Below are 23,598 nucleotides of genomic sequence, written 5' to 3'. Positions count from 1 at the left end.
CCGCCCTAAAAACGGCACATATTGTCACAGTAGGATTATCTATGCACTTTTATAAAAAAAGGGGAGAGAAATGCCTGCTGTTTCGCGACCGACGGAGCCTGCCGCGCGCGCAAGTACGCCGATACTTGCCGCAAGCGATGACAGCCTCCTGACCGACGTCATTGGCGAACGACGGGGCGGCGCGGAAAAAGGCGCCTGCCGGATCGCCAGGCGCATCGAAGAGAGCCTGATCGTCAGCGGATGGCCGTATGGAGCGGTGTGTGGCTCTGAACAGGCCCTGGCCGAGCGGTTCGGCGCCGGACGCGCGGTGATCCGCGAGGCCGTCCGGATCCTAGCGGTCCGTGGCACGGCGCGCATGGTCCGAGGGCCGCGGGGCGGATTACAGGTTCTCGCGCTCGATTCCCGCCATACAGCGGCATTCCTCGTTGGCTTTGGCCTCTTCTTCGGCGTGACGCCGGTCCAGCTCGACGAGACAGAGGCGGCGCTCGACCGTGTCCGCTTGGACTTGGATGCGCTTCACCTGCCCGGGCCTGAAGGGACCTCCCGCTTCGCGACGGTGTTCGCGTTTTTCGAAGACGTCGTTCGCGCGGTGCGGCAGGCCGTCTCGGACGGCGGCTCGGTGCGCTCGTCGGTGCTGCTGACACCCGAGCACCTGCGACATTCGCGAGCGGGGCAGATCGCCGAGCGCATGCTGCTCGAATGCACGGCCGAGGAATGGGCGCGAGGGCGTCGCCTCGGATCGGAAGAAGACCTTTGCTTCCGCTACGGCGCGGATCGAGATGCTTTTCGCCAGGCCGTCCGAATTCTCGAAAGCGCTGGCGCGGCCGAAACCTTTTGCGGACGGGGCCATGGCCTCGTGAGCCAGGCCCCGCGGGAAGGGACCCTCGCACGGCTCGTATCCTGCTTTTTCGCCAGCGGCGGCGTGCAGGCCCACACCGTCATGCAGGTCTTCGAGCGGCTGAGCGTCGAGGTCATCGCCATGGCCGCCAGCCGGGCCTCGGCGGAGGATTGCGAGCGGGTCAGCCAAACACTCGCGAAGCTGGAAGACAGCCTGGAACGACAGGACGCCGTCGCCAGTCTGCCACATGTGTTCGACGCCGAAGAAGCGATCGCCTCGGTCATCGCCAATCCTTTGCTGCAACTCTTCACCAAGAGCCTGCGCGGTTATCCGTCGGCTCGGATTCCGAGAGATCCGGCCGTTCTGGACGTTATGAACCGTCGGTTCCTGACGCTCAGCCGTCCGCTGCTGGAGGCGCTCCGCAATAACAACGCCCAGGACGCGGCGCGGGCGCAGAAAGCGCGTGTTCAGGGGCTGGCGCAGCTCAGCGCCGCCATGCCGGCGCTCGCCAGCGGATAAAAAAAGACATTGATTGTCACAATGCGCGAATATATGAATTTTTTAGCGACGAGCGCAGACCGGTCGCGAGGAAATCCAGGAGCAGAAAAATGCATGTAGGCTACGCCACCGGCTTCCAGCATCAGAGCGGGCCCGAACGGAACGACACGCAGTTCCTCAAGCGGGACCTTGATTTGGCGATTCAGTCCGAGGCGCTCGGTTTCGAGTCGATCTGGGTCACCGAGCATCATTTCTCCGACTATTCGATCTCCCCCTCTCCGCTTCAGTCGCTGGCCTACCTGGCCGGCAAGACCAAGCGCGTGAAGCTGGGAACGCAGGTCGTCGTGCTGCCGTGGAATGATCCGGTGCGCGTGGCCGAACAGGCCCTGTGGCTCGACAACATCACCGAGGGCCGCCTTCTCCTCGGACTGGGACGCGGCCTGGGTAAGATGGAATACGAAGGCATGCGCGTTGACATCAACCAGACGCGCCAGCTCTACCGCGAATATTCGGAACTGATCATCCAGGCGCTCGAGACGGGCGTTATCGAAGGCGGCGAAATCACCAAACAGCCGCGTCGGGAACTTCGCCCGCGCCCGTACAGAAGCTTCGAGGGGCGTATTTTCGGTTCGGCCGGGTCACCGGAATCGGTTCGCACGGTCGCGGAACTGGGCATCGGCGTGCTGATCATCAACCCTGAGCCGCGCCCCAATCTCGGCGTCGATTTCGAGACCTATAACAATGTGTGGGCTCAAACCCACGGCGAATCCCGTATGCCGCCCGCCCCGCTGCTTTCCGGCACTATCTTCGTCGATGAGAGCAGTGAGCGCGCCAAGGAATTGTCGAGCCAGTATCACCGCGTCAACTTCCGGGCCGCAGTCAAAAACTACGGCATGGCCGACGATGACTATGGAACGACCAAGGGCAATGAATTCTACAAGAGCATGCGGATCGCGCCCGACAAGATCGACGAGATGGCTGACAAGATGGGCACGGTGATGCCTGCGGGCAATCCGACAGAAATCCTCGAAATTCTCGACAACATTAACAAGCAATGCAAACTGCAGGGCTTCTTCCCCCACTTCCACTTCGGCGGCATGCCGCACGAAGAAGCCGAGCGGAACATGCGCCTGTTCGCCGAAAAGTGCCTGCCGGAGGTCAAGAGCTGGCCTTGCCAAAACAGCCTGGATGGTCAGCCGCTCGCCGAGCTGGCCGCCTGATCGTTCGCCGCGCGGCGGCCGCGCAGGAGCGTTGGCCGCCCCACGGCGGCAATAAGCGTGGTTTGGGAAAGATGTGATCGATGCGGAATATAGCCGGCAAAGTCGCTTTCGTGACGGGCGGGGCGAGCGGCATTGGACTGGGGATCGTCGAGGCGCTGCTCGACCACGGCGCCAAGGTCATGATCGCCGACCTGCGGCAAGATCATCTCGACGAGGCCCTTGCCCGGTTTGGTGGTCGGGACGACGTCGCGGCCATCGCCCTCGACGTCATTGACCGTGAGGCCATGGCAAGGGCCGCCGAGCGAACGTTTGACGCCTTTGAACGCTGCGACATTCTCGTCAACAACGCCGGCGTGGGGGTCAACCCTTCCATCGACAGCGTCAGGTTCGAGGATTGGGACTGGGTGCTTTCGGTCAATCTCGGCGGGGCGATCAACGGCCTGATGGCCTTTTTGCCCGCGATGCTGCGGCAGGGCGAAGGGCACGTCGTCACGACCTCGTCGATGGCCGGCCTCTTGCCGACAGCCAATAACTACATCTACGCCGCTTCCAAGTATGCCGTCCGGGGCATGAGCGACTCCCTGCGCCTGACGCTGGCGCCGAGAGGCATTGGCGTCTCAGTGCTCTATCCGGGCCTGACCCGTAGCCGCATGCTGGCCTCGGCGGAAAATCGGCAGGCGCGGTTTGGCCCCGCCATCTCGGCCGCGCCCGAGGGCGGCCCCGTCGCACCGCCCAAGGAGTCCGGCATGGATCCGCGCGAGGTTGGCGAGGCCGTCGTCCAAGGGATCATCGAAAACCGTGGCTACATCCTTTCGCATTCTGAGTTTCGCGATGAGCTGGCGGCGCACTTCGAGGATATCCTGGCGGCATGCCCTCCGCCCCAGGACATCGATCCTGGGCGACGAATGCTCGAGGATGCGCGTCGCAATCAGACCGCTCAAGCGATGCGAGCGGTCGAGGCGCTGAGCGCGCGCCTCTAACTTGGAGCCGTCGCCCCGAGGGGCGTCCATGAGCGCGCCCTTGAACGGGCGGACCGGGCCATCACAGACAGCCTTGCCTGGCTTGTCCTCGACCCGCGACAAGCTCCTCTTGTATGTTCAGCGCTTTTCCAGGTCGTGGATGGAGCTTCGAAGCGCCGATGGGACACGAAACAGTCTACCGCTCGGATCATCTACTAGCGGGTAGAAGGCTTGGCCATCGCCGCCGGCGTCCTCATGGATCGCAGCCGTGGTGAGCGCTACGCGCGGGCGTCGTCCCGAAACGAGTTCCGACAAGACCCTCTCGGTGATGGACCTCTTCACGCCGGATCGGCCGGAATGGACGGTGGAAGCCGCCTGCCTCGCGCTCGGCCAATCGGAAAGTACGGTCTATCGCTACTTCCGCAGCCTCACCGCGGCCGGCCTCATCTTCAGCATCCGTCCCGGCCGCTACCTGCTCGGTCCTGGCATCGTCCATTATGACCGTCAGCTGCGGTCGTCAGACCCCCTGCTCAGAGCGGCCGAACCAACCTTCGCCAAGCTTTCCCACGCCTACGGGGTCCCCAGCACGGTCTTCATCTGCCGCATCTATCGCGATCACGTCATGGCCATGCACGAGCATCGGTCCGGCGCGCCCCCCCTCCCCGAGGGCGTCTTCGCCAGAGGGCGACTGGCCCCGTTGTTTTGCGGTCCGCCCGCCTTGGCCATGCTGGCCTTCATGGAGGTCCGTGCGGTGCGGGCCATGTTCCAGAAGTCCGCGGGCGAAGACGCCGACTGGTTGGAGATCAAGCGGCGCATGCGCACGATCCGCGCGGTCGGCTACGCCGTGAGTCTCGATGACCCCGATCCAGGCGTGATTTTGCTGGCGGCTCCGTTGAAGCAGCAAGACGGCGGAATTGCGGGCGGCCTCTGTCTTGGGCTCGCCCATACGGCTGAAAACGCCACCCTAATCGCCCAAGCCGGCGAAGATCTAGTTGATGAAGCGTCCAAGATGGCCGAGCGCTCTCTAATATTTTCGAACACCTGAAATTGCGCCATTTCTACCCCTCGTTTACGCGCGACTTTAAAGTACAAGAGCATCAACTTTTTTGAAGGTTGCGCCTTCTTCTCTGAACGACACGGTGGACGCATGCGCACTCATCCCATCCAGTCTGGCAGCCTCGGGCTCGTCACTGGAGGCGCGAGCGGCATCGGTCTGGGCATCGCTCAGGCGCTGCTCGAGGCCGGCCTCCAGGTGATTGTCACGGACGTCCGAGACGATCACTTGGAAGAGGCCAAAACCCTGCTGGGTTCGGCAGGGGACCAAGTGCATTTTCTGCGGCTGGATGTCACCGACCGCCCGCAGTGGCGCGCCGCGCGTCGGTTCGTCGAAGAGCGGTTTGGAGCGCTGCATGTCCTCTGCCTGAACGCCGGAGTCGGCGTTCTTGGATCCATGCTCGAGGCCAGTGACGCCGACTGGGAATGGATCACCTCGGTCAATCTTGATGGCGTCCTAGCCGGCGTGGAGACCTTCCTTCCCCACATGGTGGCGCACGGGCGGCCGGGCCATATCGTGGCGACCTCATCGATGGGGGGCCTGATCGTGGCCAATGACGGAGGCGTCTATTCGGCCGCGAAGTTTGGGGTGGTCGCCTTGATCGAGGGACTGCGCCGCGATCTGCAAGGCGCTAGCGTGGGCGCGACAGTCTTATGCCCGGCGGCGGTTAACACCAATATTTACGACCACGAACGCATGCGTCCCACCATCTTCCAACACTCGGACGCCGTTCGCGACGACCAGGCGCTTGAGGCTATGGAAGCATTCCACAAGCAGCTCCTGGCCCTGGGCCGCGATCCGGTCGAGGTGGGCCGCATGGTTTGGAACGGCATTGAAGCCGACGCCCCCTATGTCTTTACCGACCGGAACGTTTGGCCAACCCTCGTCAGCCGCCGTGACGCGCTGCTGGCTTTTGCGTGAGGATATCATGAGGTCCCTCATCGGCGTCGCGCTCGACGGCAGCTCGCCTTCCTTGGGCCTTGGCGCCCTGGCCTTGCCCATCGCGCGCCTTCAGGTCGCCGACGGCGAGACGAACATTTCGGCGTTGCGCGCCGCCGTGGAAACTGTCCCTGGCGCAGTAGACGCACTCATCCTGACGATTGGATTAGATAAGCGCGCGCTTTCTGAGGATCCCGTCGATTGGGAGCGGCGGGTGTGGCTTCCTCTTCGTCGGGCCTTTGGCGTGCTCACCGGCGCTGGCCGACGCTTTCGTCAAGCCGGACACGGCGTGATCGTGGTCGTCGCGCCCTCCGCGGCGATAGGCCCCGCGGAGAGTTCGACGCCGGAACTGGTCTTGCTTCGCTCCATCGTGGGAATGGCCGAGGCGCTTCGCGCCGAACTGCAGACTAGCCCCGTGCGCGTCAGCATCGTCTTCCATGACGGTGCGGGCGGCGAAGATCTTTCGACACGCTTGACCAACGTCCTCGCGGCCGGCCCGCTGTACAGCCTGTCGGCGGATATCTCGCCAGATCGGATCAACGCCTATTTCGAGCCCCTGCTCGACGCGATCGCGCAGACGAGCGCGGGCCCACCGCTTCCGGACATCGGCCCCATGGCGGCGGTCTACGATCTGGCGGCGGCGGGCGCGCCGTCTCGCTAGCGCCAAGGTCGACCTGGCCGCTGTAGAAACCCTGGCCAAAATCGCGCGGACATCAATCCGTCCCCTCGTTTTCGACTGTCGCTGGACGCCTACTGAGTCTCACGCAGCGGCTCGGCCGCGGATCACTGGAGGCCCTATGCCCATCCACGAACGCGATATTTCAAGGCCATCTCGCACGAAGTGTCCGGCGCGAATGGCAAACTCTGACGGACGCGTTTGCGCGCCTCGCCCGGCTCATTTCTCACCGCATGCCCAACTCCGGGCAGGCGATCGCAACGCGCAGTGCGGATGCGGCGCATGACGATACAGGTTCCACAACCTCCGTCGCCGACACGGGACGATTTCCTGGCGGCCATGGCGAAGGTCGCCAGCCCGGTCGCCCTGATAACGACGGGAACCTTGCAAAGCCCAGTCGGCCTGACGGCAACGGCCACCTGTTCGCTCTCTGCCGACCCGCCTTCGGTGCTGATCTGCATCAACAAGTCCGCCAGCACCCACGATGAGCTGCTGCGGCATCAAACTTTCGCGGTCAATTTTCTGCTGGCCGACCAAGGTGATGTGGCGGCGCGGTTTGCTCGGAAGGATGTCGACCGTTTCGCGGGCGAGACCTGGACGGCCATGGCCACGGGCGCGCCGGTCCTGCAATCGGCGGGGGTCGCCCTCGATTGTCGCCTGCACGCCGCGATCGACGCGTTCTCCCACTCAATTCTGATCGGGACCGTGATCTCAATCCTCACGGATGAAGGCGAACAGAACCCAAGCCTTGTCTGGCACCAACGCCGCTTCTGCAGAACAGCCGAAATCTAACCCCGGTGCGCCGATAGCCTAGGGCGCGGCCGGCCCGGTCGATTGGCGCGGCGGTGGCCCAGCACACTCACGCTGGCGCGCTTGATGCTTGGCCCCGCGATGCTTGAAGGAGGACAGTCAGGGGTGAGCGCAAGCGCCGGACGCCGAGCGCCGGAAAGCCGCTTGAAAGGCCGCTATGAGCTCTGGAGGGTGGCTTCTCGCGGCTAGCATAGGCCCGAGGCGATTGGCTCAGCGACGCGCGGCCACCGAAAGGCGCTGGGTGATCGGCGCCAGAGCGCCTTCGGGCGCATTGATCGCGCCGAGGCCTTCCCGACTGGGCCGCCCGACGGTCACCGAGGTTGGACCAGGGCTCGCCTCGAGCCCTTGGCCGCTGCAGACCCGTTCAGACCAGGGCTCCGACCAGGTCATGGCCGTGGCCAAACATTGTCGGATTTCCATCATCATCTCCCTGAAGGCGGCCACACCCATGGCGACGACGGGCGCGGCCGCCAGCCAAGACCGTGCGTTTCAGCGCTAGCATCTTGGGCCATGTAAACCAGGCGGAGGAATTGGCTGGCGGCAGCGCCCAGCGTCGGCCAGCGCGATCTCGCAAAAAAGCGCGCCTCCCCTGGCGCGCATCCTGGTCGCGTCGATTTTGAACGCTCCGCGCCGCCCCCGGCGCAGCCAAGCGTCACCTGAATTGCGCCCACTAGTTTTCCGGCCGCGGGCGCCAGCACAGTGGCGACATCAGCAGGGCCGCCACCACAGAGAAGCATCGCCGAGCCGCCGCCCAAAGGTCGTTCAACGATAGCTAACGGCCCCATCATGGGTTGGAAAATGACGAGAACCAGCAGAGACAATTCGTGCCGCCGGAGCCTTTTGGCGGGCACGGCGGGCCTGACCCTAGCGATGGGCGCGGCGTGCCTGCCGGTCCAGGCCCAGGCCCAGGCCCAGACGACGAAAGCCGCCCCCACCAGCCAGGACGCTCCCCAGGCGCTTGATGAGATCGTCGTCACCGCCGAGCGTTTCGAGCGCAACGTGCAAAAGACGGCCGCATCAGTCACGGTCCAGACCGGGCAAGACTTGCTGACCCAGGGAAAGTTCACCCTGAGCACCATCCTGGAAACCGTGCCGGGCGTTTCAGGCGGCGAGTCCGAAGGCGTGTCAAACGAGCCGACTGGAAACGACAGCCCGGCCGCCGGGATCACCATTCGCGGCGTCTCATCCAATGGCGGGCTCTCAGGTCAGACGCTGTCGGGCGTTCCGGCGACGGCGCTCTATGTCGACAATGTCTATAACGGCATCGGCGGCGGCTACGATGTCGATCGGGTCGAAGTGTTGCGCGGTCCCCAAGGCACGCTCTATGGCCGTAGCGCCACCGCCGGCGTGGTGGCCATCCATACGCGCAATCCCAACCTCGCCGGCTATTCGGTCGACGCCTCTGTCGAGGCGGGAAGCTATGATTTGCGTCGCGCTTCGGTCGCGGTGAATGCGCCCATCGTGTCCGACCACCTGGCCCTGCGCGTGGCGGCCAATCACTACGAACGCGACGGCGCCGACGTTGACAAAGGCTTTGGGGCCAGCCGGGGCGATGACGTCAAACTGAAGCTCCTGGCCCTGCCTAGCGACGGCGTCTCCCTCCTCATCGGGGCCTCGATGCAGGATCGCACACTCTACAATGGCGGCGCCGCAGGCAACCTCGTCGCCCCCAACACGGTCGAGTACACGCCCTACTCTGTCGGTACGGCGAAATTGAAGTCTCGGCAGGTTTGGGCGGAGCTCAACGTCGATCTGGGCCCGGCTCGACTGACCTATCTGCCCGCCTATCGCTCGTTCAATCAGGACGCGACGGTCTTTGTGGTCGGTCCCGGCGGCAACTCGATCAAGCAGATCGTCACCACGCCCGAGGACGACTTCGTCACGCACGAGCTTCGCCTGACGTCGCAGCCGGATTCGATGATCAAGTGGCAAACCGGCCTCTTCTACTATTCCAACGGCATTCGGAGCTCCAACCGCAACGTCTGGGAATCGTCCGACGGTCTGCTGTTCAGCGCCGACATCGATCGCAAGACCCGTGACCTCGGCGTCTTCGCCGAAGCGACCGTGCCCGTGACGCAGGCCCTGAGGCTTACAGGCGGCCTGCGCTGGGACAAGACCACGGTGACCACCGCGGAAGTTTACAGCTCCAATCTCAGCGTCTTTTGCAATACCCCCCTCGGCTTCGTTTCGGGATGCGCGGTCGCGGGTCAGAACTCGCCCCTCGCGGGCCTGCCGGAGTCTATTTCCACCATTAAGGTCTCGGGGAACGCGGGCCGTCGCGCGTTTAAGAACCTGACCTACAAGGCGCGCGTCGAATACGACTTGGCGCCGGCCAATCTTCTCTACGCCTCAATCTCCAGCGCCTTCCTCCCCGGCGATGTTCAGATCGGCACGGGTGCGGGCAACGTCCCGACCGTCTATCCCTACGACTCAGAAAAGCTGACCGCCTACGAGATTGGCAGCAAGAACCGTTTCTTTGACCGCCGCCTCCAAGTCAATCTTGGGGCGTTCTACTATGACTATGCTGGATACCAAGCCAGCGTTCAGCTCGATCAGAGCAACCCGGCCTCGGCCGTGCTGTTCAATGTGCCCTTGCGGATGGTGGGCGTCGAACTGGAAACCTTGTTCCAACTCTCGCCTGCGGACCGGATCGGCCTGAACGTCTCGCACATCGATTCTAAATTCCACGACCTGCCGGCCGGCTTTGCGGACGCCGTCGCCCAGCGCGAACTTTGGGGTTTCGCGCCGACCAGCCTCACGCTCCTTTACGACCACCAGATCCGGCTCTCAGGCGGTTCAACGCTCAACCTGCACGGCGACGGCGCCTGGCGATCGGCCTATGACGTTCGCTTCACCACGCCGGGCTTGGCGGCGCAGGGCGGGCTGGACTACGAGCGCCAGAAGGCCCTGTTCCAAGGCAATCTCAATCTCACCTGGGCCTCGGCGAACGACCGTCTTTCAGTGACCGGCTACGTCCGTAACGTGACGGACAAACGCTACAAGACCTATGTGAATCTGCAGTCGATCTCGCCGTTGCAGGCCTCGGCCACCCTCTCGGATCCGCGGACATTCGGCGTGGTGCTAACCGGAAAATTCTAGATCCGGCCTGCGCCAGGCTCAGCGTCCTTCGCGTCCTGCTCAACACCCTCCGCCCCGCCTTCGCTCTGAAGGCGGGGCCCTCACCGTCAACGAGCCACAGAGTATCGATCATGATCGCTGAGATGCGCGGCCAGCGCCCTAATCCGACGATTTCTGCTATCTCGCCGCCCGAGCCTGACCTGACGCCAGACCAGATGATCGCGCGGGCCGACGGCATGCGGGATCTTCTTCGCGAGCGTCAGGCCGCCGCCGAGGCGGCGGGCAACATCTCCCAGGAGACGAACCAGGCGATGGTCGACGCCGGATTCTACCGCGTCATCCAGCCGCGCACCTTCGGCGGCTACGGCTTTGATCTGCCGACCTATGTCCGGCTGGTGACGGCCGTCGCGCGCGGCTGCCCGGAAACGGCCTGGGTTCTGTCGCTCGTGCTGGGCCATGTCCACCAACTGGCCACCTATAGCTTGGAGGCCCAGATCGAGGCCTATGGCGAGACGGGCGACTTTCGCGCCCCCGAAGTCGCAGCGCCGCAGGGACGCGGCATCCCGGTTCCAGGCGGTTTCAGCGTCACCGGCGCCTGGGACTACGCGTCTGGTTGCGCGCATGCGACTCACATCCTGCTGACCTTCCTCGTCACGGATCCGCAGAGCGGCGCAACGACCATGCGCATGGGCCTCTTTCATCGCCGCGACTATGAGATCGTGCGTAACTGGGAGGTCATCGGCATGCAGGGCACGGGATCCGACCGGGTCGTGATGACAGACGTGTTCGTTCCCGACTATCGCGCCAAACCCTATCCCCCGTTCGACGCCGTCCCGCCGGCTGAGGCCTATGCCGAAAGCCCCCTGTTCTACGGCCCTGCCCGCCCCTTCATCGTCACCGAATCCGCCTCGGTGATCGTCGGCGCCGCCGAAGGCGCGCTCGACCTCTACGAGGAGAGCTTTCGGGCGCGCAAGGCGACCGGCCCGACCGGGGCGCCTCGCCAGGAACTGGCTGAGTATCAGTTGAACTATGGCCGCTGCCGGGCGCTCGTCGACACCGCCCGCGCGGCCCTGCTGCAAACCGCGACCGACTACATGGAGATCGCGCGGCGCACGCACGAAACAGGCCAGCCGTGTTCGGAGGAGGTCTTCCGGCGGCTGACCCTGGTGATCCTGCAGAGCATTCATCTGGCCCACGAGGCGGTCGACATCATCTTCCGGACGGTGGGCACCGCCGCGTCCAAGAAGGACGCCATGCTCGGGCGCTACTGGCGCAATGTCGGGGTGCTGCGCGGCCATCTCGCCCACCAGTCCGACAGCGCCTCGATCAACTATGGCCGCACCCATTTTGGTCAACCGCCGGTGGGGATCGCCTGATGACCAAGGCCGCGCTGATCGACCAGATGGACGCCTATCTCTGCGCACTCGCCGTCGGAGACGGGGCTTCGCTCAACTTGAGCCCGAACTTTCGTTATTCGGAGAACGGCGCCTTTCTTGCTGTCGGCGAGGGCCTATGGGGCCGCGCGCCGCGCTTCGAGGGCATCCAGGCCTTCGCCGACACCGAAACGGGCCAGGTCGTGTGCATGGGCGTGGCCTTCCTCGACGGACAGCCCCGGCCCTTTGCGCAGCGCTTGCTGGTCCAGGACGGCGCCTTGGCGGAGGCCGAGACAATTGTCAGCACCGATGCGAAGGGGCATTTCGCCGATGTCGAACAGCTCTTGAAGCCCGACATTCTCTATACTGCCGTTGTCCCCCCATCCCGTCGCGTCGACCGAGCCGGGCTGCGCGAAGCGGCTGACCGCTATTGGGAGGGCCTGGAGCAAAGCGACGGCCTGATCCCGCGGTTCAACTATCGCTGCGACAAGTACGATAACGGCGCCAAGACCACGAACACCTTGCGCACGCTGCTCTCGCCAGACGGCAAGGTGCACAGCTGCGCCTCGGCCCTGAATGACACCCGGGCGGCGCGTCCGCGCGCTCGCGAGCGTCGCTATCCGGTGCTCGACACCGAACTGGGTGTCGCCGGCAGCTTTGTCGTCGTCGATTTTCACCCTATTCCCGACCATCCGCGGCCGGACGCCGGCGCCATGTACATGCTCGGTGTTTTCAAGGTGGTGGATGGCGAGCTGCGCATCATCGACGAGATCCGCGAATTCCTGCCCTTAGGGTCGTCCGCCGGCTGGTAGGAAGGCGAAGCCTTCAGCCCACTTAAGGCGCTGTTCTCGCGCTCACGCGGCGTGAAGACGGATGCGCGATGGACGCCGCATAATCGACGGCTCTCGCTGAACGGCGCAGATCATCAAGGCGATGACCAAGGCGCACTGATGTGCGCCGCGAAGCCCTGACTAAGCCGCTAAGCGCACGTCAGGTCCCCCCTTGAACGCTGGCGGCCGGGGGCCGACCGGCACGGCGGACCTTCCGGTGAAGGCGGCAAATCGGAAATTTGTAGCCACGCCAACCCCGACTCCGCGCCGGGCCGCTTGCCCCCCGGAGGAATCCGCCAAACCTCGTCGCCGGGGCGATAGCAATGTTGGATCTCTGGAAAACGGATCGACGCGACCGAAGGAACCTTGCTCCGCGAGGCGCGCCCTTCTCTCGGTCGAGGCGCCCTTCTCTCAACCAAGGGCGCGGCTCATCGGAGCGCCCTCTCGAAGCCCGGTGGGGCGGCCGGCGTAACGTCAGCGCATTTGCGCCAACGCCGCGAAGGTGTCGCGAGCGGCATAGACTGGCGGGCCCTCATGGCCGCTCACGACCACAGCGCCCTCATGGGACGGGCGCGGCGCGTCCGTCATGACCAAAGCCAAGATCAGGCTCAACAGCAGAACTTTCATATCAGATTTCCGCGAGGCTCAACCGTTGGGCGGCAAGGCCGGGCAAGGGGTCGCGAGGAAGGCATACGCAAGAACCAAGGGCGTCGGGCCGGCAGTATTCCCCCGGTCCGACGCGCTCGGCGGCGCCTAGCCCTTCACGTTCAAGGTCAGGCCAAAGGTCCGCGGCGGCTGCAGGCCGTAATCGCCGACGGCGGTGTTGGCCTTGAGGCTGACGATCCAAGCGTCCTCGAGGTTGCGCACGAAGAGACCGACCGACCAGCGGCTCTCATCGGCCGAGTAGGTCAGGTTGAGATCCGTGCGCGTATAGCTAGGCCTTTGGCTGTAGGCGGCCTGGGTGAACTCCGTGAAGTATTTCGACGAGTAGTTGGTCTGGATGCGTCCGGTCAGCGAGCCAGCCTGGAGGCGCCATTCATGCTGATAGGCCGCCATGCCGCTCAAGGAGGGCGCGTGCGGCAGCTGCTTGCCGCTGACGTCGATCATGGCGCTGGCCGGGGTGGCCGGAATAACGAAGGCGCCGAACTTCGACTTCATCGGCGAGAGCGTCAGCTCGAACTGGTCGCGCTCGGTCGGGCGATAGATGGCCTGGAGCTCGGCGCCGTAAATCTTGGTGGTTCCCTGGCTGTTGAAGACGAGGGCGCTCAGGCCGCCGTAGTGCGCCAGGCCCAGGGTCGAGGTCTGGTAGTTGTCGTAGCTGTAGTGGAAGCCCGACAGGTTCAGCTGAAGGCGCCCGTCGAACAGGCGGCTCTTGATCCCGGCCTCCACCGAGCGAAGCTTCTCGGGCTTATAGGTGTCATAGCCGGGTTGGTCGGGGAGGAAGCCGCCCGCCTTGTAGCCCGTGGCGTGGGTGGCGTAGAGCATCACGTCCTGGGCCAGGTCGTACTGGACGCCAATCCGATAGTTGACGGCGTTGGACCGCAGCTTGCCGTCGAACGGCCCGACCGTGACGCCGCCGCCCGAGACGAGCGTGCCGATCTGGCTCTTGCGGTCGGCGGTGTAGCGAAGCCCGCCGCCCAAGCGCAGCCGGTCCGAGAGCGGAACGGTGATGTCGCCGAAGACGGCGTAGGACTTGGTCACCAGGTTGGGCTGGTCGTTGATGACGCCGTAATCGGGCAGGTTGGCGTAGTTGCTCAGGTCGCCGTGGAAGTAGTAGAGCCCCGAGACCCACTGGACCTTGGCGTCGCGGCTCGACGAGAAGCGCAGTTCGGTCGTGGTCTGGTTTTCCCGGGCCCGCTGCTGCGAATAGATGCTGTAGTTGGTGCCGGTGTAGTCGTAGACATAGCGCGAAAAGGTCGGGAGGAAGGTCACCCGAATGGGGCCGGCGTCCCATTCGGCCTTGCCGAACACCGTGACGAAATCCTGGTCGAGCGTGCCCGCCGGCTGGTGACTCACCACGGCGTGACGGGAACCTTCGGGCTCGGTGGCCAGGACCGAGCCAGGCCCGACGCCGCCCTCGTGCGCATAGGAGACGCCGGCCAGGACATCGAAGGTCGAGGTCGGCTCCCAGAGCAGCTTGAGCCGTCCGGCGAAGCGCTTGGCGTCGTCCTGCCCCGTGTCAAGGTAGCCGTCATGGGACTCGCTGCCGAAGGCCGCGCGCAGGGCCAGCTGCGAAGAGACTGGGATGTTGAAGGCCCCCTCGGAGCGAATGAGGTTGTAGTTCCCGACGGTCAGCGACCCGCTGTAGCCGAACTCATAGCCCGGGTCGTTGGTCAGGATATTGACCACGCCGCCGGTGGCGTTGCGGCCATAGAGCGTGCCTTGAGGTCCCTTGAGCACTTCGACGCGGGCGACATCATAGAGGCCAGAGACGATCGTGCTCGCCTGACGCAGGTAGACGCCGTCGATATTGGTGTTGACGCCTGGATCGCCGGCGGCCGAGTCCAGCCCCGTGCCGACGCCGCGGATGTCGACATTGGCGCCCTTGTTGTTCACCTGCAGATAAACGCCGGGGACGTTGCTTAGCGCGTCATTCAGCGAGCCGACGCCGCGCTTGACCAGCTCGTCGCCGCCCAGGACGCTGATCGTGGCGCCGGTTTTCTGCACGGTGCTGTCGCGCCGTTCGGCGGTGACGATGATGTCGGCCACAACGTTCGAGCTTGGCGCCTGCGCACTCGCCGTTTCGGCCGCCGGCGCGGCCGTCTCCGCCATGGCCGAGCTGCACGCCGCCAAAGCCAGACCCGCGGTTAGCAAGGTTTTCTGGTACTTCATGGTACCCCTCCCTAGGTTTTTATTTGTTATCCGGAGAGTTTGGCGCAGCGCCGCCGCGAAACTAGACGGCGCTACTGCCGAGGTCACATCCCCCCGTCGACGACGAGATTGACGCCGGTAATGAAGTCCGCCCGGGGGCTGACCAGGAAGCAGACCGCCGCGGCGATATCCTCGGCCCGGCCTATGCGACCCACGGTTTGACGGAAGACCCCTAGGGCGATCTCTTTCTCGTTATCCTGCCAGTCGCCGGCCATGCCGACCTCCTTGGCGATGCTGGCGATCTCGGCGTCGGATCCCGGCGTATGGATGATCCCGGCGCTGATGGCGTTGGAGGTGACGCCCGTGCCCGCCAGGCTGCGCGAGAACGAGCGTGAGAGATTGATCTCCGCGGCCTTTGCGGCCTGGTAGTCGGGGAAATTGGGCGGCTGATGGATGGCGATGGCGCTGGCGATCTGCAGCACGCGCCCCCAGCCGCGCTCGATCATGATCGGCGCCAGGCCTTCGATCAGCGTCACGGTCGAAATGACATTCTGCTTATAGGTGGCGATCCAGTTGTCGCCGCCGGCGCCCATCCATCCGTTGCGTTCCCAGCCACCATGGCGGCCGCCGGCGTTGTTGACCAGGATATCGACCCCGCCCAGGGCCCGGACCCTCTCGACGGCGGCCTTGGCCTGGTCGGCCTCCATCAGGTCGCCAAGGACGACGAAGGCGCGACCGCCGGCCTGGGTGATCTCGTCGGCGGTCTTGTTGGCGCGCGCCTCGTCGCGGCCGTGGACGACCACCTCGGCGCCTTCGGCGGCTAGCTGCAGGGCGATGGATCGCCCGATCCCTGAGCTGCTGCCCGTGACCAGGGCGCGTTTGCCGGTAAGTTCCAGTTGCATGATACCTCTTCGCGCCGCTGCGGACGCTGTCTTGGAAAAAGGATTAGGCGGCCTCGGAGGCCTGGCGCTGGGCCTTATCGACGCCGGGGACCGCGGCGGCGAAGGCCGCGAACGGCGGCAGGCCTAGCTGCTGGCGGCCGCTGATCTCGGCCGACGGATCAAGCCGGGTCGAGCCGTGGGTCAGGGCCACGCGGGTGTCGCGCGCGAACCGCTGGATGGGGTTTTTCAGGCTGACGGTGGCCGAGCCCAGGGTGAGCTGGATGAGATCGATGGCCGCGCCGCAGACATTCCCGGCATGGACGAAGTCCATCATGATCTCGGCCTCTTCGGCCGGCTCGAAGCCTTCGCCGGCGATCGCCTTGCGGTCGATGTAATCGGCGCGTGCGAAGATCAGCGCCTGGGCGGCGTTGATCATGGCGCGGGCCTTGCCGGCGGCCACCTGGATGGACGGCGTGGCGGCCAAGCTGTCGTAAGGCAGGTTGAAGGGCTTTTTGTTCTCGGTCTGCTCGACGAAGCAGTCATAGGCGCCCTGGGCCATGCCCAGGGTGATGGCCATGGTCTCCATGGCCACGATCAGCATGAGGCCCAGGCCATCGAGCTGATAGCCAAGGCCCGAGAACCGCTGGCGCAGCCCATTGAGCTTGTCGGGCAAATGCGCCAGGTCTGCGAAACGGCCCTCGGGAACGAAGATGTCGTTGGGCGCGGTGACGCTGTTGCTCGACGAGCCTGAAAGACCCATGACCTTCCAGTCGTCGAGGATCTCGTACTGGCCCTTTTCCAGCAGCACCATGCCGCGCACGTCGTCGACCTGGACGCCCACGACCAGGAAGGCCGCGTGCTTGCAGCCGCTACCAAAGCCCCACTTGCCGCCGGCTTCGACGACATAGCCGCCCTCGACCTTGCGCGCGCGCTGGATGCGCTCGGAAAACAGCGAGGCGCTGGCGACAATGGGACCGCGCCAGTCGCGGGTGGCCGCGTAGACCTCGGCGACGATCGCGTCCGGGAAGGTCAGGAACACGCGGGCAAAACCCGAAGCGATCATCGTCGTCCAGCCGGCCGAGCCGTCGCCGCGGGCGACCTCTGTGACAATCTCGGCCAGATCGCGGGCGCCCAAGGCGGGGCCGCCGAACGCCGGCGGCGCCGAAATATTGAAGACCCCGGCCTCGGCCAGGGCGTTGAGGGTGGCGGGCGGCAAGCAGCCTAGCGCTTCCCCCTCGGCCGCATGTTCGCGAATGAGCGGCCGCAGGGCGCGGACCTTATCGCGGATCTTCCGCCCCACCTCGGTCGACAGTGGCGACTCGTGGATGGCGCTGTCTTTCTTTGCGGTCGTCATGGCCAAACCTCCCAAAGCTGTTTGGCCAGGAGCGTAAGGCGGGGGTCAGCCTAAACCAGACGGCGGTTAGGACGACGTCGTCCAGACCTCTTCGGCGCCCAGCGGGATGATCTCCCGGATCTCGTCAAGGCTGCGGATTTCCCCGTCGCTGATCTTGAAAAGACCCGCCATGTAGAAGGTCCCGCAATCGGGCCGATCGATATGGGGCGCGGGATGGAAGTCGACCAGGACGAAGCTCACCGCCACCCCCAGCCGTGTGTCCAGGACAGGAAAGCGCCGGTTGCGCGCCAGCGGGCGGGCCGGCCGGGTGGCGTTGATGCAGCTGGCGGGCGTATGCACCGCAGCGTCCTGCGACAGCAGGATCGACAGGTTGTTGGTGATCTTCTTGCCGTTGTCATAGCGGTCGCAGCGATAGGCAAAGCGCGCCAGGCTGCCGTCGCTCTCCTCGAGCGCCTGCCAATAGCTGTCGGCGGCCTGCCGCAATCCGTCTCGATCGACGGCCCGGTGAGCCGGAACGGGGGCCTCGTAGAGCACGTCGGGCTTGAGCAGCTGGTCAACGTCGGCGAAGTGCCCGTGGCGGGCCGAGCTGATGATCTCCTCGACCTCGACGACGGTGTCATCTGCGATCATCAGGCGAAGGGCGTAGGGCGTGGGCGTCCCAGCGATCTGCGCCGCGCCGAAGACGGCCACCTGCCCTTGCGCCGGATCATCGAACATCTGCAGGCTCAGGATGTCTTCGATCAGCGGCGCCTGACCTGGGCTCAGCAGCCGATTGTTCAGCGAGTGACGGAGCGCCCCGTCAGAGGCTTTCCCCGACAGCCTCTGCTCGAGGAACAGCGCCGCCCGCGAACGGAGGACCGCCGAAGGTCCTGCGCCAATGTCGATCCCCTGCACGCGTTCTCTCCTGATTGAAACCTCAACCGATGGCGCCGCTGCGGGTAAAAACCAGACGGTGGCACTGCGCACCGCGCCTCGGGCCCGACGACCTGGCGCCCCGGGGCCAAGCCCTCGAAGCCGTCGCGGCAGCGCGCACGACGGCTCATAACGCCTGGCTTCGGCGCGCGGTCTTGCCGCGCTCGACAACGGGGTGAAGAGGTTGACCCGCGCCGTCTAGGGTCGCGAAACGCTGCGGATCCATCGCCCCACGGCGTCAGCTTTGGCGCGTTGAGCAACGCCGCGCCTCCGCGTCCCTTGGGCTTGGGGCGCGGGCGGTCAGTGTCGACCGCCCGATCGGGTTTTCCTACGTCTAGTTTAGGCGTGCGCCTTCGGGTCCTGTGTCACCAGCAGATCAACAAAGAGCAATGGCCGGCATCGAGAGCCGTTGCCCGATCGGGCGGGAGACTTACATGGCGCGAAATGACAGGAAGGCATTGCACCTGATCGGTGGCGAATGGATAGACGCCGGCGAGCCAGGCGAAAGCTTCGATCCGGCCACCGGAGACGTCATCGGTACGTATAGTCTTGCGGGAGCGGCCGAAGCGGGCCTTGCGATCGCGGCCGCCGGCCGGGCGTTCACCGACACTGGCTGGAAGGACGATCATCGCCTTCGGGCCAGCGTCCTCAACGCAATGGCCGATGCGTTCGAAGCTCGGTTCGACGAACTGGTGGCGCTGACCGGGCTCGAAAATGGAAAAGTGAACCTCCATGCTCAGATCGAGATCGGCATCGCGCCGCAGACCCTTCGCTATAACGCCGCGCTGGCGCTGACGGAGGCTGGCCGCGCGGCGGAACGCGCGCCGGGGCAGATATCGCTGACTCTGAAGCAGCCCGTGGGCGTCGCCGGCATCATCGCGCCGTGGAACTCCCCGTGCGCCCTGGTGACCCGTTCCCTCGCGCCGGCTCTGGCTGCCGGATGCACAGCGGTGATCATGCTGCCGCGACAGACCGCTCAGCTCAACCACCTGATCGCCCAGATCATCGCCGCCACCAAGGGTCTTCCTGCGGGTGTGGTGAACCTCATCACCGGAGGCCAGCAGGCGGGCGAAGCGATCGTCGCATCACCGCAAGTGCCCACGATCAGCTTCACCGGCAGCACCGCCACGGGCCGGGCCATCGCCGCCAATGCTGCGCCACGGGTCAAGCGCCTGGGACTGGAGTTGGGCGGGAAAACGCCGCTGATCGTGTTCGACGACGCCAATCTGGATGCGGTGACGCCCACCGCCGTGGCGGCGTTGACGGTGTTCTCCGGTCAATTCTGCATGACCGGCAGCCGCCTCTTGGTGCAGCGCGGCGTCGCCGCCAAGGTTGCTCAGGCGCTGGGCGAGGCGCTGTCGACCGTCCGCGTTGGTCCAGCCTCCGACCCTGCATCCGAGATGGGCCCACTGATCGACAAGGCCAATGTCGAGCGGGTCGACCGCATGGTCGAGGCCGCGATCGCCGCCGGCGCGAAGGCGATTGTCCGGGGCGGTCCGGTCACGGACGGCGAATTGGCCAAGGGCGCATTCTATCGCCCCACGCTGCTGGAAGTGACGGATAACCAGGCTGACATCGTTCAGCAGGAAGTCTTCGGTCCGGTGCTGGCGATGCAGGTTTTCGACACCGAAGCCCAGGCCGTCGCGCTAGCCAATGGCACCGAATATGGCTTGGCCGCCAGCGTATGGTCACGCGATCTGGATCGCCAGGTCCGTATGGCCAGGGCGCTTGACGCCGGCACGGTGTGGATCAATGGCTGGGCGGCGCTCTCGGATCAGTTCGAGGAGGGCGGGTTCAAGCAGAGCGGTCTGGGGCGCATGCGCGGCCTGGCGGTGCTGGAAGACTTCATCGAGCACAAACACATCTCGTTCGTCACCAGTTGAGCTCGACTGTTCGACTTGAGCTGAAGCAGGCGGTGCGTGACCGCGAGGATCTCGCACCGCAAGAGGTAGAGACGATCGACAAGCCGGGTCAGACCTTCAATCTCAGAAACACCGCTCGCGACGACCGTTTCCAATCTCCGCCTGGGCGTTTTCGACCGGCCGTCAGTCCGAGCGTGAGCTGTCTATTCGGACCGCCCCCGTTGCAGGCCGCTGCCACCGACGACCGCAAGCCCTCGCTTCAGTCAATGAGTGAGGCGATCCTGGCCAAGCCGCGACGTCCGACGTCATTGTCGCCCCTGCGTTCTCGCGTTGTGTTTCTAGGAGCCGAGGCTCGCCTTGCGCGCTCGCGCCAGGCCTTCGAGCTTGGCTTGCTCGGCGACCATCGCGCCAGCCCTGTCCTGAGCGCAGATCGCCCGAACCACCCGCTGAGTGTGCATGCGGTAAAGGCGGGTCACGGCTTCAGGCGCGACAAGCTGGCGATCCATGCGCCAGGTCATGAACGCCTTGACGCTGTCGATGCAGAGGCCAAGGAGAATGTTGTGCGCGGCATGCTGCTGGAAACGCTCGAAGCTTTGGAGCACCGCCACCGGCAAAGGCCCCTGCAAGTCGCCCAGGTCTTCGCGCAGTTGCAAGAGCGCGATCCGGTCATCGAGATCGGCGCGATCGGCGGCCAGACCGGCGCATTCAATGCGCAGGGCGCCAAAGACCCGCTCGCCGTCTGCTTCATCCAGGCCGTGGGCCACGAAATAGGCGCAGAAGAGCCGGCTGAGCGGCGCGGTGCTGGGCAAGCGGGTCACAAGGCCCCTGCCCCTTCCCGGCAGCGCCACGGCGGTTTCGGCGTCCTCCATCAGGCGGATGGCCTGGCGAATGATGCTTTTGTCGACGCCGAACCGATCGGCCAGGTCGAATTCGTTGCCGATCAGGTGGCCACGGTTCCAGACGTGGGGCGGCGTGGTCGACATCAGGCTGTGAACCACCTGCATCGCCTGAGCTTTGAAACTTTGGTCTGGAGGCGCGCTGGGCGGATCGACATGACGCTCGTCCGACGCCTCGCCCACCTGGGCTTGGGTCCAGGGCAGTTGGACCTGGTGGATCCAATCAAGCCAGGCCGCGGCATCGAGGCCGAAAGCGATGCGTCGCCAGGGCGCCCCGCACCATTCCGCCTCGAGCGCAGTGTTCGCCGAGCGCGGTAGCAGGCTGGCGACGCAGGCGCCCAGCTCGGCCAGCAGAGGACTGGCGCTCGCGGCGATCAGGTCGGTTCCCAGCCCGCGCAGACTAAGGTCCGGCCGCGCGAAGAGCGCGACCAGCCGGTCCCTGGCCGCAACGGGCGTTTGCGCTGACGAGAACAGCAGCCGCACCGCGACCGCCATCAGGATCGTCCAGGTTTCAAGGACGCTGACACGATCGAGTTCGGAGACATAGGCATAGCCGTTGAGGCGGCCGCAAAGGTCTTCCAGGTCGGGGCGGATGACTTCGAGACCACCTTGGGGCCCACGCCGCATGCGGGCGTGCCGTCGACCTTCCAGCACGCGCACGACCTCTCGCAGAACATCGCGGCCCACATCGTATCGCTCGGCGAGGGCGGCCTCGCCGCCGAAGGACTGGCCCGCGGGCCAGCCGGCGCGCAGGAACTGGGTCTCCAGATCGTCTGCGATCAAGAAAGGCCGCTTGCTGCGCAGCTGGCCGCCGGTGACGCTTCGCACGAGCTCCGCCAAGGTCTGGCCCGCTTCGTCGGACGCGCCTGCGCAAGGGGTGGGCGCCGTCGTCTTCATGACACGCGTTCCGCGACGATCGACAGGCCGTGATCATCGTGGGCGGGGCGGGCCGGAGCGTTGGCCCGCGGCAGCAGGCCTATGGCGATGGTCGCGATCGCTACGGCCAAGGCCGTGAGCGCAAGGGGCAAGACGTAACCGCCCGTGCGGTCGAACCCAAGGCCGATCAGCAGCGGCGCCAGGCCGATCGAGGCCATCGACATGGCCATCACGATCCCGAAGATTTCGGCCGACGCGCCAAGACCGAAATACCGGGTGACCAAGAAAGGCGCGAGGCCGGTGACGGCGCTCATGCCAAGCCCGACCAGCGCAGCCCCCAGGACCATGGTCGGCAAGGCGTTGGACGCCGCCATCAGCCCGAGCCCCGCCAGCGGCAGAGCGTAAAAGATTTGGATCGGTCGAATGCTGCGCGAGCGATCGGCGACATAGCTCGACAGGAAGGTGCCGGCGACACCCGACAGGAAGAGCGCCGACAGGACCAAGGCCGCCTGCGCGGGCGCGACGCTGCGGCCCGTCAGCCAGCTGACGACATGAACGCTGAACCCGATCAAGGCGCCGCTGGCCAAGGCGCTGGCGATCGCCAGTTGCCAGAAGGTGCGAGTCCTAAGGGCCTGGCCGGCTGTCACGTCGACCGGTTGAGGCCCCGGCATCTCCGAACCGCCGGCGGAATTGCGCCGCAAAAAGAGGAGCGCGGTCGCCGCGCCGACTACGGACACGACAAGCGCCAGCATCTGATAGCTCGTTCGCCAGCCGACCGTGGCGATCAGATGCTGGGCGAGCGGGGCTACGACGGCCTGGGAGCACATCGGCGCGATCGACAGGACGCAGCCCAAGGCCAGCGCCCTGTTCTTGTCGAACCAGGACGACACCACGCCCACAAAGGCCGGCGGCCCCGAAAGGGCGGCCCCCGCGCCGAGCAGCAGGGCGGCGACCCAGAACACCGCGCCATTGGAGCGGATCAACGACAGCAGGCCCATGCCCGACGCGACCAGGATAAGGCCCAAGGCGACCGGAATGCGCACGCCGATCCGATCAACGAGCCTTCCGCACAGCGGCATCAGGACCGCCGCGGACAGGGAGATGACGGTGATGATCTGGGGCAGGACCGCGCGCCCCCAGGCCAGGTCTCGCGAAACCGGTTCGAGGAAAACGGGGAACGAGCTCATGAACACGGCCGACATGCCGACGGCCATGCATATGGCGCTCGCCGCCATCGCGCTCCATCGCCGCCAATCGATCATCTTCCTCTCCGTTTCCTCATTTGCGGCGCTTTTTGCCGTCGTTCTCAAGCGACCCCGAACCTGATCAGGGCTTTAGGGCGCCATCCCAGTGCTCGGCCAGCTTGCCGTCTTCGATGCGCCACATGTCGAACCAGTGGGTCCGGTAGGTCTTGGAGGGATCGGCTGGATCGGGCACATCGCGCGGCAGGATCATCACGATGCGATCGCCCTCGACCACGAACTGCGGCGGATCGGCCGCAGGGCGCATCTCATTTCGCGCGCGCTCGGCTTCGGGCGAGCGCGTGAAGGCGATGATGGCGTCCGCCCCGGAGGCGATGGCCGGATTGTGCTGGATGTAGCTTTCGGTCAGGTACGGCCTGGCCTGCTCGGCCGTGGCCGGATCGATGAGCAACTCCATCACCTTGAGGACCAGCGCGCAGGCCTCGTCCCTGTTCAGGGTCACGGGCTTGGCTTTAACGGCTTCTATCAT

20 protein-coding genes are annotated in these 23,598 nt (G+C 65.3%); 12 read left to right on the top strand and 8 right to left on the bottom strand.

Going from position 1 to position 23,598, the window contains the following annotated elements; genetic code table 11:
• The first annotated feature begins 70 nt into the window (after positions 1 to 70).
• The 10 genes from BM066_RS07650 (at position 71) to BM066_RS07605 (ending at position 12,257) form a co-directional block, all read left to right on the top strand.
• A complete protein-coding gene (locus tag BM066_RS07650; RefSeq protein WP_018062423.1) occupies positions 71 to 1,357 on the top strand; it encodes an FCD domain-containing protein in 1,287 nt (428 codons plus the stop codon).
• A gap of 89 nt (positions 1,358 to 1,446) precedes the next feature.
• Complete coding sequence (locus BM066_RS07645; RefSeq protein WP_018062424.1) at positions 1,447 to 2,556, top strand: LLM class flavin-dependent oxidoreductase; 1,110 nt, start codon at positions 1,447 to 1,449, stop codon at positions 2,554 to 2,556.
• An 80-nt stretch (positions 2,557 to 2,636) separates the two neighbouring features.
• Complete coding sequence (locus BM066_RS07640) at positions 2,637 to 3,536, top strand: SDR family oxidoreductase (RefSeq protein WP_018062425.1); 900 nt, start codon at positions 2,637 to 2,639, stop codon at positions 3,534 to 3,536.
• Positions 3,537 to 3,783: 247 nt separating this feature from the next.
• On the top strand, positions 3,784 to 4,560 hold the full coding sequence (locus tag BM066_RS07635; RefSeq protein ID WP_369823234.1) for an IclR family transcriptional regulator: 777 nt from the start codon (positions 3,784 to 3,786) through the stop codon (positions 4,558 to 4,560).
• 102 nt (positions 4,561 to 4,662) lie between these two features.
• Positions 4,663 to 5,490, top strand: coding sequence for an SDR family oxidoreductase (locus BM066_RS07630; protein ID WP_018062427.1), 828 nt, complete (start codon positions 4,663 to 4,665; stop codon positions 5,488 to 5,490).
• A 7-nt stretch (positions 5,491 to 5,497) separates the two neighbouring features.
• A complete protein-coding gene (locus tag BM066_RS07625) occupies positions 5,498 to 6,169 on the top strand; it encodes an SDR family oxidoreductase (RefSeq protein WP_018062428.1) in 672 nt (223 codons plus the stop codon).
• A 297-nt stretch (positions 6,170 to 6,466) separates the two neighbouring features.
• Entirely contained in the window at positions 6,467 to 6,976 is a 510-nt protein-coding gene (locus tag BM066_RS07620) for a flavin reductase family protein (RefSeq protein WP_026176623.1), read from the top strand.
• Between the two features lie 858 nt (positions 6,977 to 7,834).
• Positions 7,835 to 10,093 (top strand): TonB-dependent receptor, encoded by a 2,259-nt coding sequence (locus BM066_RS07615; protein WP_143093685.1) that lies wholly within the window; start codon positions 7,835 to 7,837, stop codon positions 10,091 to 10,093.
• A 110-nt stretch (positions 10,094 to 10,203) separates the two neighbouring features.
• The gene (locus tag BM066_RS07610; RefSeq protein WP_049801134.1) at positions 10,204 to 11,448 is read left to right on the top strand and encodes an acyl-CoA dehydrogenase family protein; all 1,245 of its coding nucleotides are present in this window, start codon (positions 10,204 to 10,206) and stop codon (positions 11,446 to 11,448) included.
• A complete protein-coding gene (locus BM066_RS07605; RefSeq protein WP_018062433.1) occupies positions 11,448 to 12,257 on the top strand; it encodes a DUF8021 domain-containing protein in 810 nt (269 codons plus the stop codon). The genes BM066_RS07610 and BM066_RS07605 overlap by 1 nt, the downstream gene beginning before the upstream one ends.
• Positions 12,258 to 12,749: 492 nt before the next feature.
• Here BM066_RS07605 and BM066_RS26390 read toward each other — a convergent pair whose 3' ends face one another.
• The 5 genes from BM066_RS26390 to BM066_RS07585 form a co-directional block, all read right to left on the bottom strand.
• On the bottom strand, positions 12,750 to 12,902 hold the full coding sequence (locus BM066_RS26390) for a hypothetical protein (RefSeq protein WP_018062434.1): 153 nt from the start codon (positions 12,900 to 12,902) through the stop codon (positions 12,750 to 12,752).
• 126 nt (positions 12,903 to 13,028) lie between these two features.
• A complete protein-coding gene (locus BM066_RS07600) occupies positions 13,029 to 15,107 on the bottom strand; it encodes a TonB-dependent receptor (RefSeq protein ID WP_013078862.1) in 2,079 nt (692 codons plus the stop codon).
• Between the two features lie 83 nt (positions 15,108 to 15,190).
• Positions 15,191 to 15,988 carry an SDR family NAD(P)-dependent oxidoreductase gene (locus tag BM066_RS07595; RefSeq protein ID WP_018062436.1) on the bottom strand — a complete coding sequence of 266 codons (798 nt, stop codon included), beginning with the start codon at positions 15,986 to 15,988 and terminating at the stop codon, positions 15,191 to 15,193.
• Between the two features lie 43 nt (positions 15,989 to 16,031).
• Positions 16,032 to 17,321 carry an acyl-CoA dehydrogenase family protein gene (locus tag BM066_RS07590; protein WP_018062437.1) on the bottom strand — a complete coding sequence of 430 codons (1,290 nt, stop codon included), beginning with the start codon at positions 17,319 to 17,321 and terminating at the stop codon, positions 16,032 to 16,034.
• Between the two features lie 66 nt (positions 17,322 to 17,387).
• Positions 17,388 to 18,287: a DUF8021 domain-containing protein gene (locus BM066_RS07585; RefSeq protein WP_255367513.1), complete on the bottom strand. Its 900-nt coding sequence runs from the start codon at positions 18,285 to 18,287 to the stop codon at positions 17,388 to 17,390.
• 335 nt (positions 18,288 to 18,622) lie between these two features.
• Between BM066_RS07585 and BM066_RS07580 the strand changes: the two genes are divergently transcribed.
• Positions 18,623 to 20,116, top strand: coding sequence for an aldehyde dehydrogenase family protein (locus BM066_RS07580; protein ID WP_018062439.1), 1,494 nt, complete (start codon positions 18,623 to 18,625; stop codon positions 20,114 to 20,116).
• A 317-nt stretch (positions 20,117 to 20,433) separates the two neighbouring features.
• On the opposite strand, the gene BM066_RS07575 is transcribed toward BM066_RS07580, so the two are convergent.
• Entirely contained in the window at positions 20,434 to 21,888 is a 1,455-nt protein-coding gene (locus BM066_RS07575) for a GntR family transcriptional regulator (protein ID WP_013078857.1), read from the bottom strand.
• Positions 21,885 to 23,069 (bottom strand): MFS transporter, encoded by a 1,185-nt coding sequence (locus BM066_RS07570; RefSeq protein WP_255367512.1) that lies wholly within the window; start codon positions 23,067 to 23,069, stop codon positions 21,885 to 21,887. Before BM066_RS07570 ends, BM066_RS07575 begins: the two co-directional genes overlap by 4 nt.
• Between BM066_RS07570 and BM066_RS26940 the strand changes: the two genes are divergently transcribed.
• The gene (locus BM066_RS26940) at positions 23,053 to 23,193 is read left to right on the top strand and encodes a hypothetical protein (protein WP_018062441.1); all 141 of its coding nucleotides are present in this window, start codon (positions 23,053 to 23,055) and stop codon (positions 23,191 to 23,193) included. The genes BM066_RS07570 and BM066_RS26940 overlap by 17 nt on opposite strands.
• On the opposite strand, the gene BM066_RS07565 is transcribed toward BM066_RS26940, so the two are convergent.
• Entirely contained in the window at positions 23,194 to 23,598 is a 405-nt protein-coding gene (locus BM066_RS07565) for a nuclear transport factor 2 family protein (protein ID WP_013078855.1), read from the bottom strand.

It is taken from the genome of Caulobacter sp. UNC279MFTsu5.1, assembly GCF_900114015.1.
Classification (GTDB): domain Bacteria; phylum Pseudomonadota; class Alphaproteobacteria; order Caulobacterales; family Caulobacteraceae; genus Caulobacter.
The sequence above is the reverse complement of the archived record's forward strand: the minus strand, read 5'-3'. Positions and strand labels throughout refer to the sequence as shown.

What these genes read in the sequence shown, in the direction of transcription:
- BM066_RS07580 (WP_018062439.1), top strand. Translation starts at nt 18,623, where the DNA reads ATGGCCGGCATCGAGAGCCGTTGCCCGATCGGGCGGGAGACTTACATG.
- BM066_RS07645 (WP_018062424.1), top strand. Translation starts at nt 1,447, where the DNA reads ATGCATGTAGGCTACGCCACCGGCTTCCAGCATCAGAGCGGGCCCGAA.
- BM066_RS07595 (WP_018062436.1), bottom strand. Translation starts at nt 15,988, where the DNA reads ATGCAACTGGAACTTACCGGCAAACGCGCCCTGGTCACGGGCAGCAGC.
- BM066_RS07590 (WP_018062437.1), bottom strand. Translation starts at nt 17,321, where the DNA reads ATGACGACCGCAAAGAAAGACAGCGCCATCCACGAGTCGCCACTGTCG.
- BM066_RS07605 (WP_018062433.1), top strand. Translation starts at nt 11,448, where the DNA reads ATGACCAAGGCCGCGCTGATCGACCAGATGGACGCCTATCTCTGCGCA.
- BM066_RS07650 (WP_018062423.1), top strand. Translation starts at nt 71, where the DNA reads ATGCCTGCTGTTTCGCGACCGACGGAGCCTGCCGCGCGCGCAAGTACG.
- BM066_RS07625 (WP_018062428.1), top strand. Translation starts at nt 5,498, where the DNA reads ATGAGGTCCCTCATCGGCGTCGCGCTCGACGGCAGCTCGCCTTCCTTG.
- BM066_RS07610 (WP_049801134.1), top strand. Translation starts at nt 10,204, where the DNA reads ATGATCGCTGAGATGCGCGGCCAGCGCCCTAATCCGACGATTTCTGCT.
- BM066_RS07570 (WP_255367512.1), bottom strand. Translation starts at nt 23,069, where the DNA reads ATGTCGGCCGTGTTCATGAGCTCGTTCCCCGTTTTCCTCGAACCGGTT.
- BM066_RS07640 (WP_018062425.1), top strand. Translation starts at nt 2,637, where the DNA reads ATGCGGAATATAGCCGGCAAAGTCGCTTTCGTGACGGGCGGGGCGAGC.
- BM066_RS07630 (WP_018062427.1), top strand. Translation starts at nt 4,663, where the DNA reads ATGCGCACTCATCCCATCCAGTCTGGCAGCCTCGGGCTCGTCACTGGA.
- BM066_RS26940 (WP_018062441.1), top strand. Translation starts at nt 23,053, where the DNA reads ATGAACACGGCCGACATGCCGACGGCCATGCATATGGCGCTCGCCGCC.
- BM066_RS07620 (WP_026176623.1), top strand. Translation starts at nt 6,467, where the DNA reads ATGACGATACAGGTTCCACAACCTCCGTCGCCGACACGGGACGATTTC.
- BM066_RS07565 (WP_013078855.1), bottom strand. Translation starts at nt 23,598, where the DNA reads ATGATAGAAGCCGTTAAAGCCAAGCCCGTGACCCTGAACAGGGACGAG.
- BM066_RS26390 (WP_018062434.1), bottom strand. Translation starts at nt 12,902, where the DNA reads ATGAAAGTTCTGCTGTTGAGCCTGATCTTGGCTTTGGTCATGACGGAC.
- BM066_RS07600 (WP_013078862.1), bottom strand. Translation starts at nt 15,107, where the DNA reads ATGAAGTACCAGAAAACCTTGCTAACCGCGGGTCTGGCTTTGGCGGCG.
- BM066_RS07575 (WP_013078857.1), bottom strand. Translation starts at nt 21,888, where the DNA reads ATGAAGACGACGGCGCCCACCCCTTGCGCAGGCGCGTCCGACGAAGCG.